This is a genomic window from Rhodospirillaceae bacterium (assembly GCA_028819475.1).
GTDB lineage: Bacteria > Pseudomonadota > Alphaproteobacteria > Bin65 > Bin65 > Bin65.
Window position 1 is genome coordinate 40,812 of sequence record JAPPLJ010000023.1, and the last position, 17,021, is coordinate 57,832.

The 17,021-nt window shown below is 61.3% G+C and carries 13 protein-coding genes; 3 read left to right on the forward strand and 10 right to left on the reverse strand.

What is annotated here, in order from left to right; translation table 11 throughout:
• Positions 1–25: 25 nt before the first annotated feature.
• The 5 genes from OXM58_05855 to OXM58_05875 all read right to left on the reverse strand — a co-directional run bounded on the left by OXM58_05855 (position 26) and on the right by OXM58_05875 (position 5,134).
• Complete coding sequence (locus OXM58_05855; protein MDE0147876.1) at positions 26–1,081, reverse strand: ABC transporter ATP-binding protein; 1,056 nt, start codon at positions 1,079–1,081, stop codon at positions 26–28.
• Positions 1,078–1,866: an ABC transporter permease gene (locus OXM58_05860; GenBank protein ID MDE0147877.1), complete on the reverse strand. Its 789-nt coding sequence runs from the start codon at positions 1,864–1,866 to the stop codon at positions 1,078–1,080. The genes OXM58_05855 and OXM58_05860 overlap by 4 nt, the downstream gene beginning before the upstream one ends.
• Positions 1,863–2,699 carry an ABC transporter permease gene (locus OXM58_05865; GenBank protein ID MDE0147878.1) on the reverse strand — a complete coding sequence of 279 codons (837 nt, stop codon included), beginning with the start codon at positions 2,697–2,699 and terminating at the stop codon, positions 1,863–1,865. Before OXM58_05865 ends, OXM58_05860 begins: the two co-directional genes overlap by 4 nt.
• A gap of 147 nt (positions 2,700–2,846) precedes the next feature.
• Complete coding sequence (locus tag OXM58_05870) at positions 2,847–3,995, reverse strand: spermidine/putrescine ABC transporter substrate-binding protein (protein MDE0147879.1); 1,149 nt, start codon at positions 3,993–3,995, stop codon at positions 2,847–2,849.
• A 212-nt stretch (positions 3,996–4,207) separates the two neighbouring features.
• Positions 4,208–5,134, reverse strand: a complete 927-nt coding sequence (locus tag OXM58_05875) for a LysR substrate-binding domain-containing protein (GenBank protein MDE0147880.1) — start codon at positions 5,132–5,134, stop codon at positions 4,208–4,210.
• Positions 5,135–5,222: 88 nt separating this feature from the next.
• On the opposite strand from OXM58_05875, the gene OXM58_05880 reads away from it, so the two are divergent.
• Positions 5,223–6,029, forward strand: a complete 807-nt coding sequence (locus OXM58_05880) for a creatininase (GenBank protein MDE0147881.1) — start codon at positions 5,223–5,225, stop codon at positions 6,027–6,029.
• Between the two features lie 111 nt (positions 6,030–6,140).
• Here OXM58_05880 and OXM58_05885 read toward each other — a convergent pair whose 3' ends face one another.
• Positions 6,141–7,355 (reverse strand): M24 family metallopeptidase, encoded by a 1,215-nt coding sequence (locus OXM58_05885; GenBank protein ID MDE0147882.1) that lies wholly within the window; start codon positions 7,353–7,355, stop codon positions 6,141–6,143.
• Positions 7,356–7,707: 352 nt separating this feature from the next.
• On the opposite strand from OXM58_05885, the gene OXM58_05890 reads away from it, so the two are divergent.
• The gene (locus OXM58_05890; GenBank protein MDE0147883.1) at positions 7,708–8,730 is read left to right on the forward strand and encodes an IS110 family transposase; all 1,023 of its coding nucleotides are present in this window, start codon (positions 7,708–7,710) and stop codon (positions 8,728–8,730) included.
• Between the two features lie 662 nt (positions 8,731–9,392).
• On the opposite strand, the gene ltrA is transcribed toward OXM58_05890, so the two are convergent.
• The 4 genes from ltrA to OXM58_05910 form a co-directional block, all read right to left on the reverse strand.
• On the reverse strand, positions 9,393–10,733 hold the full coding sequence (gene ltrA, locus OXM58_05895) for a group II intron reverse transcriptase/maturase (GenBank protein ID MDE0147884.1): 1,341 nt from the start codon (positions 10,731–10,733) through the stop codon (positions 9,393–9,395).
• Between the two features lie 813 nt (positions 10,734–11,546).
• Positions 11,547–13,061 (reverse strand): pentapeptide repeat-containing protein, encoded by a 1,515-nt coding sequence (locus OXM58_05900; GenBank protein ID MDE0147885.1) that lies wholly within the window; start codon positions 13,059–13,061, stop codon positions 11,547–11,549.
• A gap of 381 nt (positions 13,062–13,442) precedes the next feature.
• The gene (locus OXM58_05905) at positions 13,443–14,870 is read right to left on the reverse strand and encodes a hypothetical protein (GenBank protein MDE0147886.1); all 1,428 of its coding nucleotides are present in this window, start codon (positions 14,868–14,870) and stop codon (positions 13,443–13,445) included.
• 163 nt (positions 14,871–15,033) lie between these two features.
• Positions 15,034–15,921: a WYL domain-containing protein gene (locus tag OXM58_05910; protein MDE0147887.1), complete on the reverse strand. Its 888-nt coding sequence runs from the start codon at positions 15,919–15,921 to the stop codon at positions 15,034–15,036.
• Positions 15,922–16,053: 132 nt separating this feature from the next.
• Here OXM58_05910 and OXM58_05915 point away from each other — a divergent pair, with 132 nt between their 5' ends.
• Positions 16,054–17,019: a CBASS oligonucleotide cyclase gene (locus OXM58_05915; protein MDE0147888.1), complete on the forward strand. Its 966-nt coding sequence runs from the start codon at positions 16,054–16,056 to the stop codon at positions 17,017–17,019.
• The last annotated feature ends 2 nt before the right edge of the window (positions 17,020–17,021 follow it).

Sequence of the window (17,021 nt, forward strand, 5' to 3'; positions counted from 1 at the left end):
ACGTCCAGTTGATAGGCGTCTCCGGTCAGCCTTCGGCCAGGACGTGGCCGGCATCGGCCGGCCAGCTGAGATGGAACCGGCCGCCGGCGTCCAAGTTGAGGTCGCCCAGCGCACGTTCCGGGAGCTGGGCCTTCAGCTCGGTCCCGTCCGCCGCTTCCAGAAACAGGGTCACCGTCGCACCGACGAATTCCTCGGAAATCAGCGTGCACGGAATCGCGCCCTCGGACGGCGTACGGCCGATCCGGACCAGGTCGGCGGCGACGACCAGGGTCGCAGGTTCATCCACCGCCGGCAGGCCGGCGGCAGGGAAGGTGCCGAGCGCCGTTTCGATCGCGTCGCCGCGGCTGGTGCCGCTCAGGATATTGTTCCGGCCCACGAACTCAGCGACGAAGCGGTTCGCCGGCGCCCGATAGATCTCACGCGGCTCGCCGACCTGGACGATGCGGCCCTGGGACATGATCACGACCCGGTCGGCAAGGGCGAAGGCCTCGGATTGCGAATGCGTGACGTAGACGAAGGTGATGCCGAGTTCGCGTTGCAGGCGCGTCAGCACGCCCTGCATGCGAATGATCAGATGGGCGTCCAGCGCCGACAACGGCTCGTCGAGCAACAGGATCTGCGGCTCCGTCACCAGCGCGCGCGCCAGGGCCACGCGCTGGCGCTGTCCGCCCGACAGGGTCTCGACATTACGGTCGGCGAATTCGCCGATCTCCAGCCGTTCCAGCCATTGCACCGCACGCCGCCGCCGCTCGGCGGCGCCGATCCCGCGCATCCTGAGCCCGAATTCGACATTCTCCCGCGCGTTGAGGAACGGAAACAGTGCCAGCGACTGCCAGACCATCGGCGTATCGCGCTCGTGAACCGGCACGGCATTCATCAGCCGTCCGCCGATGCGAACCTCGCCCTCGGTCGGCACCTCCAGTCCGGCGATCATCCGCAGCGTCGTCGTCTTGCCGCAGCCCGACGGGCCCATGATCGCTACGAATTCGCCCGCTGCAATTTCCAGGTCCAGACGGTGCACGGCCGTGAAGTCCCCGAACCGTTTGACCACGCCTGAGAGGATGACGAGCGGCTCTGTCATGTGCGGCTGATCCGGGAGATGAAGAAGACCTGGGCGAGGACCACCAGCGTGATCGAGGTCAGGAACACCAGCGACCCGATGGCGTTCACCTGCGGGTCGATATTGCCCTGAACGATCTCGAGGATGATCACCGGCACGGTCTTGTTCAGACCGCTTACGAACCACGCGACCACGAACTCGTCGAAGGAAACGGCGGCGGTCAGGCAGGCGGCGGAGATAATGGCCGGCCGGCAGAACGGCAGGATGACCGACCGCAGCGCTTTCCACTCGGAAGAGCCCAGGTTCCAGGCCGCCGCTTCGAGGTTCGGATCGATCTGGTTCAGACGCAGGCGGATGATCGCCATGGCGAAGGGCGCCGTCAGGACGGAGTGGGCGATGATAATCGACCAGAGCTGGCCCGACGCCCCGATCCAGGACAGCCAGGCCAGCATGGCGAGCGCCATGATGATCAGGGGAATCGTCGGCGGCAGCAGGATCAGCGCCAGATACGGCCCCTTGAAGCGGAAGTTGTAGCGATAGTCGGTATAGGCGGTCGCGAAGCCCAGTGTCGTCGCGATAACGGAGGTCGAGAGCGACACGACGATCGAGGTGCGGGCGGCCTCGCCGATCTCGGGGTCCGCAAAGATCGTGTCGTACCAGCGGGTGGTGAACGAGCCCAACGGGATCGTGGGAAACCGGTCCGAGTTGAACGAGAAGACGACCGAAGCGAGGATCGGCGCGAAGATGAAGACGAAGACCAGCAGCAGCCAGCCGAGCAGAAGGGCGGTCGCGATCCGGGCGCTCATGCCGCCGACCTCTTGCGATAGGCCAGCCAGATGGCGGTCGCCGCGATCGCGAAGAGCGTGAGCATCATCATGACGGCGACGACGGCCGCACGCGGCCATTGCTGACCGGATTTCGTGGTGTCGATGATCAATATCGGCAGCGTCGGCGGTTTGGACCCGCCCAGGTAATAGGGCGCGACGAAGTCGCCGAACGACAGGATGAAGCAGAACAGCGCCGCGATGATGAGCCCGGTCATCGCCAGGGGCACGATCACGGCGAACAGCGTGCGCGCGGGCGGGCAGCCCAGGTTGCGCGCGGCCTGGACCAGGTTCCGGTCGATGTTCGCCAGGGCGATGGTCTGCAGGATTACGACCAGCGGCAACAACAGGGTCAGATAACCGACGATGGTGCCGACCGGCGTGTTGAGCAATGTGTACGGGCCAAGGCCGACGGTGCCGAGACCGGCGTTGATCACCCCCGATTCCGCCAGGATCACATACCAGGAGAAGGTGCGCACCAGATAGGAGGTGAAGAACGGGATGATGAGAAGAAAGATCGCCCAGCGCCGCGTCGCCTCCGAGACCCGGAAGGCCAGGGCAAAAGCCGCGGGAAATGCGACCAGCGTCGCCACCACCGTGACCGAGGCCGCCAGGCCCAGCGTGTACCAGTAGCTGTCCCACACATAACCCCGGGTCAGCATCCGCGCCCAGTTCTTGAGCTCGAACGCCTCCTCCATGCGATAGTTCTTCACCAGGAAGAAACTCATCGCGATCATGAAAAACAGGGGGCCGAGGAAGAAGAGCCCCTGCCACACGATGATCGGAAGCCGGAAGGCGAGCGCGAACCGGTTCATGACGCGCGCCCGGACATGCGGAAGGGGCGTTGCGGGTTCAAGGCCGCCACGCCCTGGCCGAACCGCCCGCGGATGATCTCGGCGGGCAGCCCCTCAATTGTAGCGTCCGGGACCCGGCCGGAGGTCCCGGACGCGACCGCTCCGAAATCAGGCGTTCTTGTATTCGGACCAGAAGTCGTTCCAATCCTCGAGCGACTGTTTGACCGGAATGTTGCGGTAGTGGATGCGGCCGTTCTTGATCAGGGCGATCGGGTCCATCGGGTTCCCGTTCACCTGGTTGGTCCGCTCGGCCTCTGCCCGATCCGCGGCAACCAGCGCCGCGCGGCCGCCCTTGGTGATGCAGTTGGCAGGATAGGCGGCCATCTGGGCCGATTTCACCTGGCCCTCGGGGCTCAGCATGTACTGGATGAATTTCTTGACGATGCCTGCCTTGGACGAGCCCTTGCCGATGCAATAGCTCTCGGTCCACTGGATGCCGCCCTCCTTCGGAATGACCGAAGCGACCGGTGCACCGTCTTTTTGCAGGACCCCCGTGATCCAGTCGCCGATGCCGCACATGGCCAGCATCTCGCCGTTCTTCAGGCTGTTGAAGGTGCCGCCGTAGTCGAAGAAACCGCCGACCTGCGGGCGCAGGCTCATGGTGGTCTTCTGCACCGCCTTCCATTTCTTGTCGTCGAGATCCCAAAGTCCCGCACCGTTGCCGTTATAGAGGCTCATCATGCCCAGAGTGGGAAGGTGCCAGTCGAAGTGTCCGACCTTGCCCTTCACCTCGGGCTTCCAGAAGCACTTGTAACTCATCGCTTCTTCGGCCGAGATCGCCTTCGTATTGTAGCTGACGCCCAGGTGCCCGAACCGCACCATCATCGAGAACAGCTTGTCGCCGTCCCAGTGTCCCGGGAACTTCGTGAAGTCGTCGTGCAGCATATCGTCGAACGGGTAGTCGTTCGGGTCCAGTGGCTCGATGTAGCCGGCCGCGTTCAACTGCTGCACGAACTCGGCGTCCGAGAGGATGACATCGTAGGTGCCCGGGGGCGACTGGGCGATCAGCGCCAGCATGTTGTCGCCACCGGCGTAATATTTGGGCTTGAACTTCACATTGTTGGCTTTCTCGAAAGCGCCGACAATGTCGGGCTCGCCATGACCGTACCATGCGAGCATGTTGACCTCGGTCGGCGCCGCCGATGCCCGGCTGACGACATACGGCGCCGCCAGCGCACCGCCGACCGCAGCCGCTGTTCCATGCAGAAACCGCCGGCGGGTGACGAGGGTTCTCGAGCTTGGATTTCGCTCTGACATATCGCCATCTCCTGTCTGATTCGTTGGAGGCACCGATACAACCCGCTACGAATGTTGGTAACGACGGAACCTCCTTTGTTGCAGGATATGGGCGACCCTTGTATTCTAATAATTTATTGTCCTAATGCTGCCATTAAGGACATTTATGATATTCCGGCCGGGCCCCGATTTCGGTATCCCGTTAGCGAATCGGGGCCGCTGTCGGGGCGGCCCTAGCGGCGCTCGGCCCGTCTGAAATCCGGTTCTCCGGCGTCGTCCAGGCTGGAGATGATGTGGTTGACCAGGCGAACGCCGGCCTCGGTCTGGCGGGGGTGCTTGTAGTAGAGGCCGACCCGGATATCGGCGAGCGCGGGGAAACCGTCCCGCTTCGACAATATCTTCATGCCGTCGAGAAAGGTCCTGTTGGTCAGCGCGCTCACGCCCAGCCCGGCCAGAACGGCGTTCTGAAGACCGGATATGCCGGGGCTGCAATAGGCGACCTGCCAGTCGCGCTGAGCCGAATTCAGGGCCTGCATGATCCGGTTCCGGTACTCGCAGCCCTCCGGGTGCACGACGATCGGAAGCGGTTGCCTCTTGTGTACGGTGCTTTTCGCGGCGGTCACCCAGATCGGCCGTTCCACCCACGCCCTGGCAAGGTACTGGGCAACCCCCTCGCTCGTCATGGCGATGACGATGTCGAGCTCGTCCTTCCTGAGATCGTCGAGAAGTTCGCGGCTCAACTCGCAGCGGATCTCCAGCCTGACCTCCGGGTGGCCGGCGGCATACTCGGTCATCATTCTCTGAAGAAACGCCACCGCATAGTCGGTCGGCAGTCCGACCCGGAGCGTTCCCGCGGCGTTCCGGCTTGTGAACCGGGCGACCGCTTCGTCGTTCAGGCAAAGGATCTGGCGCGCATAAACGGCCAGCATTTCTCCCTGCTCGGTCAGCTGCAGGTTGCGGCCGACCAGATGAACGAGCTTGGCGTCGACCATCTGCTCGAGGCGGCGCATCTGCAGGCTGATCGCGGGCTGCGTCCGCCCCAGGACCGTGCCGGCCTTGGTGAAGCCGCCGAGGTCGATGACCGTAACGAAGGTGCGGAGCAGTTCGGTCGGAAGGTTCGGATTGCCCAGGACTGCCTCCCGGCATGATTTGGCGTGCAAATGAACTTATAAGAACTATAAATTTCGGTGATCGATTTCTCAAGCCTATCCTTGCCGGCGTCGGCGTGTCGATGTGCAGGGATGATCGATGTCAGGGCAAAGCGTATTCGCCTACGAGCTGACGTGGCCCGAATACGACCGTCTCGTGCGCGGCGGGGACACGCCCATGGTGATCCCCGTCGGCGCGCTCGAACAGCACGGCCACCATATGCCGATGCATGTGGATGTGCTCCTGCCGAACGAGTTCGCGCGGCGCGTCGCGGAGAAGGTCGGTGCGCTGGTCGCCCAGCCTTTCACCTACGGCTACAAGTCCCATCCGAAATCCGGCGGCGGCAACCATCTGCCGGGCACGACCAGCCTCGACGGCGCCACGCTGGTGAGCGCCCTGAAGGACGTGATCAAGGAGTTCGTGCGCCACGGGGTCCGCAAGCTGGCGATCATGAACGGGCACTATGAGAATTCCTGGTTCATCGTCGAAGGTGTGGACATTGCGCTGCGCGAATTGCGCTGGGACGGGATCCGGGACGTGAAAATCGTCGTCCTGTCGTACTGGGACTTCGTCACCGACGCGACGATCGAGCAGCTCTACCCCGACGGTTTCACGGGCTGGGATCTGGAACACGGCGGCGTCCTGGAGACATCGCTGATGCTGACGCTCTTTCCGGACCTCGTTCAAATGGACAAGATGGTCGATCACGCGCCGGCGAGCTTTCCGCCCTACGACGTCTATCCGGTCAACCCGGACTGGATCCCGGCCAGCGGAACGCTCTCCTCGCCGAAGAATGCGAGCAAGGAAAAGGGCGACATACTGCTTGAGGTCTGCACCAGGGGCATCGTCGAGGCCCTGACCGCGGAGTTCGCCCTCGAGCCGAAGGCAAGAGCCTCAACCGCCTGAAGCCGCGAGCGCGCTGCGGCTTCGATGGCGGGGTTCCGGCCGCCGTCGCGGGCGCCATGTCCTGCAAGCCGCGCATGCACCGGCTCCCGGCGCCGCGCCTTGTCCGGGAATTCAGTTCCGGATGATGTTGTGTTCCGGGCCGAAGGGGAAGCCGGTGATGTTCTCGGCGCCGTCTTCGGTCACGACCAGGATGTCGTGCTCCCGGTAGCCGCCGGCGCCGGGCGCGCCCTCCGGAACCATGATCATCGGCTCCATCGACACGACCATGCCGGGTTTGAGCACCGTCTCCACGTCCTCGCGCAGCTCCACCCCGGCTTCGCGGCCGTAGTAGTGGCAAAGCACCCCGAAGGAGTGGCCATAGCCGAATGAACGGTATTTGAGCAGGTCGTGGCTCCGGTAGATCTCGTTGAGTTCCTTCGCGATCTCGCCGCAGCGCGCACCGGGCCCGATCAGCGCGAGTCCGGCGCGGTGGACGTCGCAGTTGATCTCCCACAAGCGCAGATGCTCGTCCGAGGCGCGGTCGCAGAACAACGTGCGCTCCAGCGCCGTGTAATAGCCGAAGATCATCGGGAAGCAGTTGAGGCTCAGGATGTCCCCCGGCCGGATGACCCGGTTGGTGACCGGATTGTGCGCCCCGTCGGTGTTGATGCCGGACTGGAACCAGGTCCAGGTGTCCATCAGCTCGACGAAGGGGAAGCTCCTTGCGATTTCCCGTATCATCGCGTTGGTGGAGGCGATCGCCACTTCGTGCTCGGGCACGCCGGCCTTGATCGTCTCGGCGCAGGCCCAGCCGCCCACGTCGCAAATTCGCGCGCCCTCCCTGATGAGCGCGATCTCTTCGTCGGACTTGACGGTCCGCGTCCACATGGATTGCGCGCCGGCGTCGACGAACTCGACGCCCGGAAGCGCTTCTTCCAGTTGCCGCCGGTAGTCGAGATGGATGTGATCGAACTCGATGCCGAGGCGCTTGACCCCGTCGGTGAGTTGCCGGATGGCGCGGAAGAAGTTGTCGCGCCGCCAGTCGGTGTAGGTGATGTTGCGGCCGAAGCCGCGGCGCCAGGGCTGCCCGCCGTCGATTCCGGCGGAGATCGTCGTCGCCGTCTCCTGGTCGATGACGAGGCCGTATTTGCGGCCGAAATAGCAGTAGAGCCAGCCGGAATAGTAGTTGATGCAGTGGTGGGAGGTGAACAGAACGGCATCGACATCGTTGTCCGCCATCCAGGGGCGAATCGAGTCCTGACGCCGCTGCATTTCGGCGTCCGAAAACGGGGAATACTCCTTCTCGCCGTTGTGCCACTCCATGACGTGCAACATGTCGTCAGACATGGCTATCCTCCGTCGTTTCCCCGGATACATCGCGACCGGCGGCCGGGCGGAATACTAGTGCGCCGACATGCATCAGATAAATTTATTCCTGAAATGATTGCATAAGCGAATGACATGAAAACCCTTCAACTCCCCGCTGCCTCCATACCCCAGCGGCAGCGGACTTGTGCCCCGCGCGCAACGGCACGCGGTCCGGGCGCGGCGCCCGAAGCCCGATAGTCTCGCTAGCATCATCGATGCGGTTCCGGAGACGGACTCAGACCGTAAGCGATGGAGTGGACGCCCCTCCCGACGGCATCGCAATGTGCCAAGTTGACGGTGTCGTAAACGCCAAGAGAGGAAAGGGGCGTCCATGGAACAGGTTAGCATGATCGGGGTCGATCTGGCGAAGAACAGCTTTCAGCTTCACGGTGCGCGGCCCGATGGATCGGTTGCGTTCCGGAAGAAGCTGAGCCGGGCGAAGATGCTGGAGTTTCTGGATTCGCAGCCGCGCTGCGCGGTGGTGATGGAGGCCTGCGCCAGCGCTCATTACTGGGGGCGGGAGATCGGCGCTCTGGGCCACTCGGTGAGGCTGATTCCCCCGCAATATGCCAAGCCCTACGTCAAGCGTCAGAAGAACGACGCCGCGGATGCCGAGGCGATCTGCGAGGCGGCGTCGCGTCCGACGATGAGTTTCGTTGCGGTCAAGACGGCGGAGCAGCAGGGTCGGGTGATGCTGTTCCGAACCCGCGATTTGCTGGTGCGCCAGCGCACCCAGACGATCAACGCGCTGCGCGGCCATCTGGCGGAGTTCGGCGTGGTTGCGGCCCAGGGTCCCGCTCATGTCGACCGCCTGGCGTTGGCGCTCGAGGATCCGGACTCGGGCCTGCCGGACGCGGTCCGCGAGTTGGGCAGCCTGCTGTTCGAACAGGTCGCCGGCTTCAACGCGAAGATCGAGGGCCTGGAGAAGGAAATCCATGCGAGCGCGCGGCAGGATGCTGAGGCGCGGCGCCTGATGAGCGTGCCGGGAATCGGCCCGATCACGGCGATGGCAATCCAGGCTTTCGCACCGCCGATGGAGGGCTTCCGGCGCGGCCGGGACTTCGCCGCCTGGCTCGGCCTGGTGCCGCGCCAGCACTCGACCGGTGGCAAGCCGCGGCTGGGCAAGATATCGAAGATGGGCCAGCGCGACTTGAGACGGCTCTTGATCACGGGCGCGATGGCGGTCGTCCGCTGGGCGGTTCGGCGGGGCCGGACGAGCGACCCGTGGCTCGCCAGGATGCTGATGCGCAAACCGCGCATGCTGGTCGCCGTGGCGCTGGCCAACCGGATGGCGCGCATCGTGTGGGCGCTGATGACGAAGAAGGAGAGTTACCGAGCTCCCGCAGCCGCTTGAGAGGCGGCAAAGCGGGTAGCTGTCGGGGACGCGGGCAGGTCTTAGGAAAGGCAAGGGCAAACGGTCAATCGAGACGGGATCGGGAAAACCAGCTTCCGGATGCGGAGCTTTCGAGCTCGCGTAAGCGATATGGACCCGGTCCGCGCATCTCCATGAGGGCCCGCGGCGTGTGACGTGCCGCATTGAGAGGCCGGACACACGACAGCACCTGACCGCATGCGCTGAGCCGACCGAAGAAAATGCTTGCGTCAAACGGGGCGTCCACACACGACGCCCTTTTGCCATTGCACCCTCTACCGCGCCATCCCCAGGTTGAATTCGGCGAGGCGGCGGTCGAGGTCGGTGGGCAAGGCGGTGAGGTCGCCTTCTCCTGCAGGATCCTAGCGCATTCCAGCGCCCGGTTCGTCAAGGCCTGTCACCGGGAAATGATTAAGACTTTCTTCGACGGCAATGTCAGCGCATCCGCCCATTTCGGCAGGGCCCCGCCTTCGGTGCAGTCATGTTCTACAGGTAGAGTCGAGGACTGGCGCGCCAGTTGTAGGGTCCCGTGGCAGTTCCGTCGCTTTCGCTCCGGGCCTCAGTCCGGCTCCCGTGACCGCGTTTCCAGTCCCCGCTCATCAAACCGGACGTGCGGATTTCCCGCATCCGGCTTTCGGACGAGATCATGCCTTCGCACTCGGAAAGCTCACCGTCTTCCGCGTCAGGTGCACGAGGCCGTACTCGTTCCACAGCCTCTCGTCCGGGAAGCGCACAAAGCCCCCGGACCGCACCTTATGCTTTCGACAGAGCCACTGGCGTAGCCGCCTGACCGCATGCTGGTTGACCGCGCTGTAGGCCGGGCTGACATGTCCGAGGCTGAAGTAGTTCGCCCAACCGACGATAGTCCGGTTCAGGCGTTCCACCATGTCCTCCGGCGACCTCAACCCGTAGCGTGGCGTTGTCAGCTCGCTGACTGTGCGGCAGATGCTTTGGACGCTCGCCTTGGTGGGTCGGGTTCCGATGTAGGACCCCTTCCCGGTCGGGCGATAGATGCGTCCGATGCGGTAGCCGAGGAACTCGAACATGTCCTCCGGGCACCGCACGCATCGGGTTTTCCGTTCGTTGACCGGGAGCTTCAGACCCGCCATGAGCCGCTCGACCGCCGCCAGCATTTCCGCCGCCGGGGCCTTGCCGAGCACACAGAGAGCGTCGGCGTAATTCACGATTTCCGAACGGAAGCGCCGGGCGAAGCCCAGCGCCTTCCAGCCCAGTATGAAGCGCCGCATGTAGAGGTTACTGGCCAGCGGCGAGACCGGCGCCCCTTGCGGAGTGCCTTTGCGCTCTCTGCGCGCCCGGTTCGTGCGGCGCTTGCCGCCCTTGCCGTCGTCCTCCTCCACCGGCATTTCCAGCCACGCTTTGATGAGCTTGAGCATCCGCCCGTCGCTGATGCGCCGGGCGAAGCTTTTGAGAAGCTCGGCATGGGGGATTTCGCCGAAATAGTTGGACAAATCGCAATCGACCACCTCGTTGTGCCCCCTGTGTAGGAGGCGAACGACACGTTCCACCGCGTCGTGGGCGCTCCGCCCCGGCCTGTAGGCGTGCTGCTCCGGTTGCAGGTCCGCTTCGAAAATCGGCTCAAGCACGAGCAAGGCCGATGTCTGCGCTACCCGGTCCCGTATGCAGGGAATGCCCAAGGGCCGGAGCTTGCCGGGCTGCTTCTTCGGGATGAGCACCTGCCGTACCGGCTTCGGTGTGTACGTCCCATCCTTCAGTTCCCGCGCCAGTTCCCCAAGCCAGCGCCCCACGCCGTACGACTCGATGGCCGCAAAGGTCTCTCCGTCCGCCCCGGCGGACCCGCCATTCCGGCGGACCCGCCTCCAGGCTTCGGCGAGAAAGTCCTCGCGCCACACCTTGTCGATCAACGCATGGAAACGCCGGTCGGGTTCTTCCTTAGCTTTCGCATGTAATACGGTCTGGAGTCGCCGGACCTTTTCTGACCCTGGTAGGCTTTCGCCAGTGGTCATGCCTTTCCTCCTTCACGCATTGCTCTCGAACCAGGGCTCCTTCCCTCCACCGGCATTACCCGGCTTCCGCGGTAATACGAGCCCATCCGCCACCCTGCCGGCCCGGCCTGCCCCTCGCGGGGTTCCGGTTGGCGCGTGCACGCCACCGACAGGGCTTCCCGTGTTGCTACCGTTCCCCTCTTCCATGCGTGCCGCCGCCACTACCCCGGCGGAACCGGCCGGTGCTCGCGTCGCTCGCTTCCCGTCCGGTGGCAGCCTTCCCCGAAAAACAGGCGGGTCGGCTTCCGCATTACACGTTTCGAGGCCTGCTCAGCGTTCACTCGCGTTGCGGCCCGCATGGTCGCTGGGTCGCCCAAGGCGACCCGTTACATCGGAGTGCTTCAGGCCATGTCGTTGCCTCCATCACCCGCTCCGATTGCTTCCGGCTGGAGCGACAGTTGCCGGGCGGGATTCGCACCCGCTGGGGAGCGGCGCCTTTCCACGGCGCACTGTTTTATTTCAGTTCGTCGGGATCGCGTCGGTTCCAGGCGAGGCACGAAAAGCCGTTCTTGTTCAGCGCGTTACGGCAGTGCGCACGCTGCCGGTCTGTACCCGGTCTTCATCCCGGAAGCGGATGAATGCAAACTGCTGGGCACGACTGACCTTGTATGACCTTGTCGGCGGAATGTGGAGCACCCCCGGCATTTGACCCGACGCTGGTCTCGCGGTGCAAGAGTTGCCTTGGCTATCCCCGACGAAATCGGTGTGATCGATTAGCTGGATGGCTTCAAGAGCCGGTATCGGTCGCCCCGCAAATCCTGCGATGTGTACTCTTCAAGCAACGTGGCCATTCCAAACCAGCGGCTCGTTCGTTTCGGAGTCCATGACTCCGTCCAGAATTGGCGGAGACCCCGCGTCAGCCTTTGCCTGATCGAGTTGATGTTGTGTTAAGCCGCGAGCCGGAGATGCAGAACCGCGCATCCAATCGTGCGAAAAGTCAGTGCCGCTCAAGATGGCATTGACAAGATTCGCGCCGGTCAGATCTGCCTTACCGAGATTTGCGCCTGCCAAGTTTGCCTTGGTCAGCTCGGCCCCGTGCAGGTCCGCACCTGCGCCGCCGAGATTGGCGTTGCTCAAATCGGCTCCGCCTAGCTTTGCATCTCTCAAACTTGCCGCCCTGAGATCCGCTCCACTCAAGTTCGCACCACCAAGATGAGCAGCATCGAGCTTGGCGCCCCCCATCGATGCCCCGCGCATGTCCGCACCGCCCAACTCCGCTCCTCGTAGGTCCGCTCCTTCCAATTGAACACCCACCAATCTCGACGGGAACAGGCTTCCCTTCCAAAGATTCTGTCCCACAAGATCGACGAGACCGAGATTGGCATCTCGTAGATCCGCTCCGCCCAACCTAGCGGCAGATAAGTTGACCCGCCTCATGTCGGCGCCGCGAAAATTGGCGCCATGCATGTTGGCGGCTGACAAATCAGCGCCTGGGAGAACAGCGTTGGCGAAACAGGCTTGCCAGCCCCGTACACGCCGCAAATCCGCCATTGTGAAGTCGAAGTTCGAAAAGTTCGCACTGTGGAAGATAAGACCGGGCAGGCAGGCATCGGCGAGATTCATCCTGAACCCCTCCGCGCTTTCCAAGGCGATCTGCGCTTCGCTCCGCTGAGCAATCTGGCTCATCACCGCCTCGATGTCTTTTGCCAGTTCGGGAACTGGTCCGACTCTCCGATCGGCGACGAAGAATGGACCGTAATGCTCTGCTGGCGCTGACTCGAACCATGGCGCATCGTCCTGGCCCGTTTCATCTTCATCCTCTTCAGCATCGCCCGCATCGCCCACATCTGGTTCGCGCTGTTCTTCATCTTCGGGCGTTTCCGAATCTTCCGGTGATCCGACGCGTTCCTCCGCTTCTCCTCTAGTCCGGTCGACGACAAACGCCGAAAAGAGCTGCATGATCGGTATGTGCAAACTATCCGGATATTCCCTTGCGAGGCGAGCCAGTGCGTGAATGCCACCTATGCGGACCGACCCGATATCGGCATTGCCCAGCATTTCGGCACCCTTCTGAAACCGGTCGTTCAACAACATCTGCACCGCGGTATCCGACTGGCGGCGTGTCGCATCCGCTTGATGTTCGGCCACGGTGCTGCGCCAAATTGCAAGGGGAAGGCCGATTGCAGCAGCGAGGATCAAGCCGAGGTTGCGAAGCGTTGTACTGGCGGACTCCCCGCCGGTCAGCCATACAGGACAGGTAACCCAGACAACGCCCGTTGCGATGATAAAAACCACCGTCCATGCCGCAATCCACCACGGCAACGGAATCCGACTGAATAAGCTGCGCATCTGTCTCAATCGCGTTACGCCTCCGCTCTAGGCCAACACTTGCTGATATTGCCGTGAATCGGAAATCCGGTCATCTCACTTCCTGCGATGTCCCCGCATCTCGTCACCCGTCGCGCGCCCTTCCCTGGGCATCCATTTCGCTTTCCCCTGTCCCAAAGATGCCCTATTTCGGCCGCTGCCCAAGACGCTTCGCCACAACAGGCCCAGACGCGTTCAACCCCCAGCCCCTCAACTTCAGATCCCGACACAACCAGCACCGAACGTCCAACCTGGACCCTCGCAGAAGAAACCGACAAACGCTGCCCAGTTTCAACAACTCGATCTAACACTCTCTTCTTTCCATCTCGTCAGGGACGAGCATGGTTGGCTCTGTCGTTCCCACTATTCACTAGGATGGCGAAAGAACAGCCGACTCAACTCAGAGATCACGGCGGGATACGTGCCCAATGTGCGCCCCGCTTCTGTAGCCTGTAGCTCACGCTCCGCCATTTCCGCATTGGGAACAACGTGAAACACGGAATTGCGGAAGTGTCTGTGCGCCACTTCCCTTCCCGGAATGGCCAGATATTCTTCCAATGCTTCGCTTCTGAAGTCTGGGTTCTTTGCTGCCGCTTCACGATACAACCTTAGCGGTTCGTAAAGTAACGCCATCATGGAGGTAAGCGGTGCAAGCAATTCCTTCGCCCTCTGCAAACCTGCAATTTTACGTACATCACCTAGGGGCACCATCGGAGCATCCGGCGCCACAATACCTCCATGAGGAAATGTTCGGAACACATGCACGGTTTCATTCAAAAGCACATAAGTAGCAAACAGCAATCTCGTGAGCGGATACATCGCTCTGAACAAGTGGGCTTCGTGCCTGCTTCCAAGATCTAGGGATTGCGGTCCTTCTTCAAAGCCCGGCTCTGCGAGCTTCAATACGAGCGCAGAGCCAGGAAACGGGGTTTGGTTTTCTTCTGGATCTATAGGAGGATAATACCGTTCGGGCGCGGAAGGGCTAATCTCATAAGTGCACTGTGCGATACGGAGTGCAGCATCGTGCTCCTGTTTGTTGGGTCTCCATGAACGGATAGCCTCCGGAATTTGACCTATTCTATGTGTAAATCTGTCTATCGACTTCTTCCACTCCTTCATTCCATCTGGGTCGTGGCATTCTGTCATACGTTCCGCAACCCATGGAAATGCCCAGAGGGCGCAGTACATTCTTTGCACTTCCGGAAGTCTTGCTAGCTCCTGCTGGAATAATGCGATGAGCTTTTGCCGTATTCGTTCCAAATAAGCGTCGAACTCCACTTGTATTTCGAATGTGACGTTATACGAGTCCTTTGTCCTTAAGAAGGCTCTTTGTGCTACTTCGTGGTTGCCGGTCGGGTGCAAAAAAGAATCTCGAAACTCACCGAGCGTGGCAACGACATCCGCATGCCGCGCGATGCAATCGTCCATATCTTTGTCCTTGTAAAACGTCCGTTTCGAGCTTGTATCCTGATAGAATTTTATGCTAGCGTAGAATAGACACAGATAAATCTGTATTGGTACAAAAGTTGCAATGACCAAGGTGTTTCTGTTGACCTGAGAATTCTCTAGCTTCTGATCCTCAAGCATTTTAGTTGCGACATCTTCAAATCCATCTTCGGTTAGACCTTCCGAATAGCCGCAGGATACTTTGGCCCGATGTCGATGCGCTAAATTGCGAACAGCTATCTGTCGTATGCCTTCAACGAACGTATTCCGGTGATACAGTGCGTCTCGGTATGGCGCTGTAGCAGCTTCAAGTCCCGCAATATCTAAGTCGCAAATGTCGGTCATGTTGGCTCCACTCATTTTCCTGAACCACTTGTCGTTGCTTTCAAAAGCGTTATACAATCGAGCTCATCGAGTCATCCCAATAGCGCAAGCAGAATGGAGCGAATTCCTGGTACAGGTTGTATACGCAGAACGCGGATATCTGAGCTCTGTGCCGTGTACAATGTCATTTATTCGAGGTTAGTTTTTTTGAAGCTGCTCTTGCGTCTCGAATCGCAATCTCCACTTCTTCAAGATTTTCAAGTCTGATCTGGGCCCTAGAGGGAGAAAGCTCATTGAGATCAAGGTTCATCCGTTTAACGAAATAGTAAGCTAGTGCCAGGCGAACTTCGATCTCTCGAAGGCCATCTCGCATATCGTAATCCCTTTGAACTGCCTGGCTCTGTTCTTCCGTCAAGCTTGGGTGAGGAATAAGCCTCAACTTGATCCTCTCGCTCCATTCGAGATCATGCTCGGCTTGAAACGTGACCGGCTTCAATCTGCCCAGTCGCTCAATCCGAGTTAGCACAAAGTCCCGAAACTCCTGCCGCTCGCAGCACCATGCACGGGCGTGCCATCGATGGCCGTCGAATGCGATGGCGTGCGGGGCGATGTTCCGCCAGCGTGAGTTCGTCAACGACTGGTAACGCACCGATAGTGCCCGATGTGACCGGATGGCCTCCAAGACCCTCCGCAGTACCTCGGCACGAACATCTCTGCCGATTTCGGGCGCAATGTCTGCAGCCGGCATTTCACTGAACCAAAGGTTCTCGCGTCCAAGTACGCCGCTAGCCCATGCACGGAGCTGAAGCAGCAACTGATTGGCAGAGACGTTAAGAAATCGGGGCTTGATATCCTTAGAAGCGATGTATCGCTTTTGCGTGGCGTCGTACTCGATGTTGCCGCCCGCGAGCTCCCGGTAGTGCCGCAGGTCTACGGAGGCCTGTGGCGTCGATATATCGAACCGTTTTTCGAGATCGTTCCGGTTGAGGCGGCCCTCCCAGAACAACCGCCATTCGATGAACTCAAGCCGCGGTATGAGGTTCCGACCTGGCTGCTCAGCGGGATCGGGCATGGTATGACCCCTATTGCTTCTTGACGGGTATAGCAGCTATACCCATATACTGTCTATACGGTCAATGCGACTTGCGGACCTCAGCCTCGGGTCAACTCGCTGTCGCGACCATCCGGGATTCTGGAGACCCAAATGAGCCGGGACCACATATCGCATCGCGAGATCGCACAGTTTGCCGCCGATCGCGTCAACCTGCCAAGGGCTAAGGCGCAAGAATACCGCGCGCAAGCACGCCGATTGCGAGAGAAGCTCGAAGACTACCTCGACGAGCATCCCGACTTCACGCTGCGGAAGATGCTGCTCTCCGGAAGCCTGGCAAAGGGAACCGCACTCCGCTCCCTGAACGACATCGACGTCGCCTGCTATGTGAGCGGGGCCGAAGCGCCTACGGACGTCGAGGAGCTCCTGGAGTATATCGCCGAACGCCTCCGCAAGGCATTTCCCAATTTCTCGCCGGATCAGGTGCAGCCCCAGACCTACTCCGTCACCGTCTCCTTCAGGGGTACAGGGCTGGACGTCGACGTCGTGCCGATCCTCTACGACGGAGACCCACAGTGGTACGGCAATCTCGTGAGCCAAGACGACGGCTCGTTTCTGAAGACCAGCATCCCGCTGCATCTCGAGTTCGCCGGAAAACGCAAGAAAGCGCAGGAGACACACTTCGCGCAGGTCGTTCGGCTCGCAAAGTTCTGGACTCGTCGTATGAAGCTCGAACAGGACGGGTTCCGCTTCAAGTCTTTCATGGTCGAGATGATCCTAGCCAAGCTGTGCGACGACGGTTTGGACTTCAGCGACTATCCCGAGGCGTTGCAGCACTTCTTCACCTACGTCACCCGCTCTGATCTCCGCGAACGCATCGTGTTTCCCGATTATTACAAGCCCTCCACGGTGGGCCACCTCGACGATGAGGTCCAGATCATCGATCCGGTGAACGCCGAGAACAATGTCGCTCGCCTGTACACGTCGGAGAACGCCGACGCGATCGCTGACGCGGCGGACGCCGCCGGCGACGCCATCGACGCGGCTCTCCGCGCCCCAACCAAACAGCTGACCGTTGCCTACTGGCAGAAGGTCTTCGGCTCAGCCTTCCAAGCCTGAGG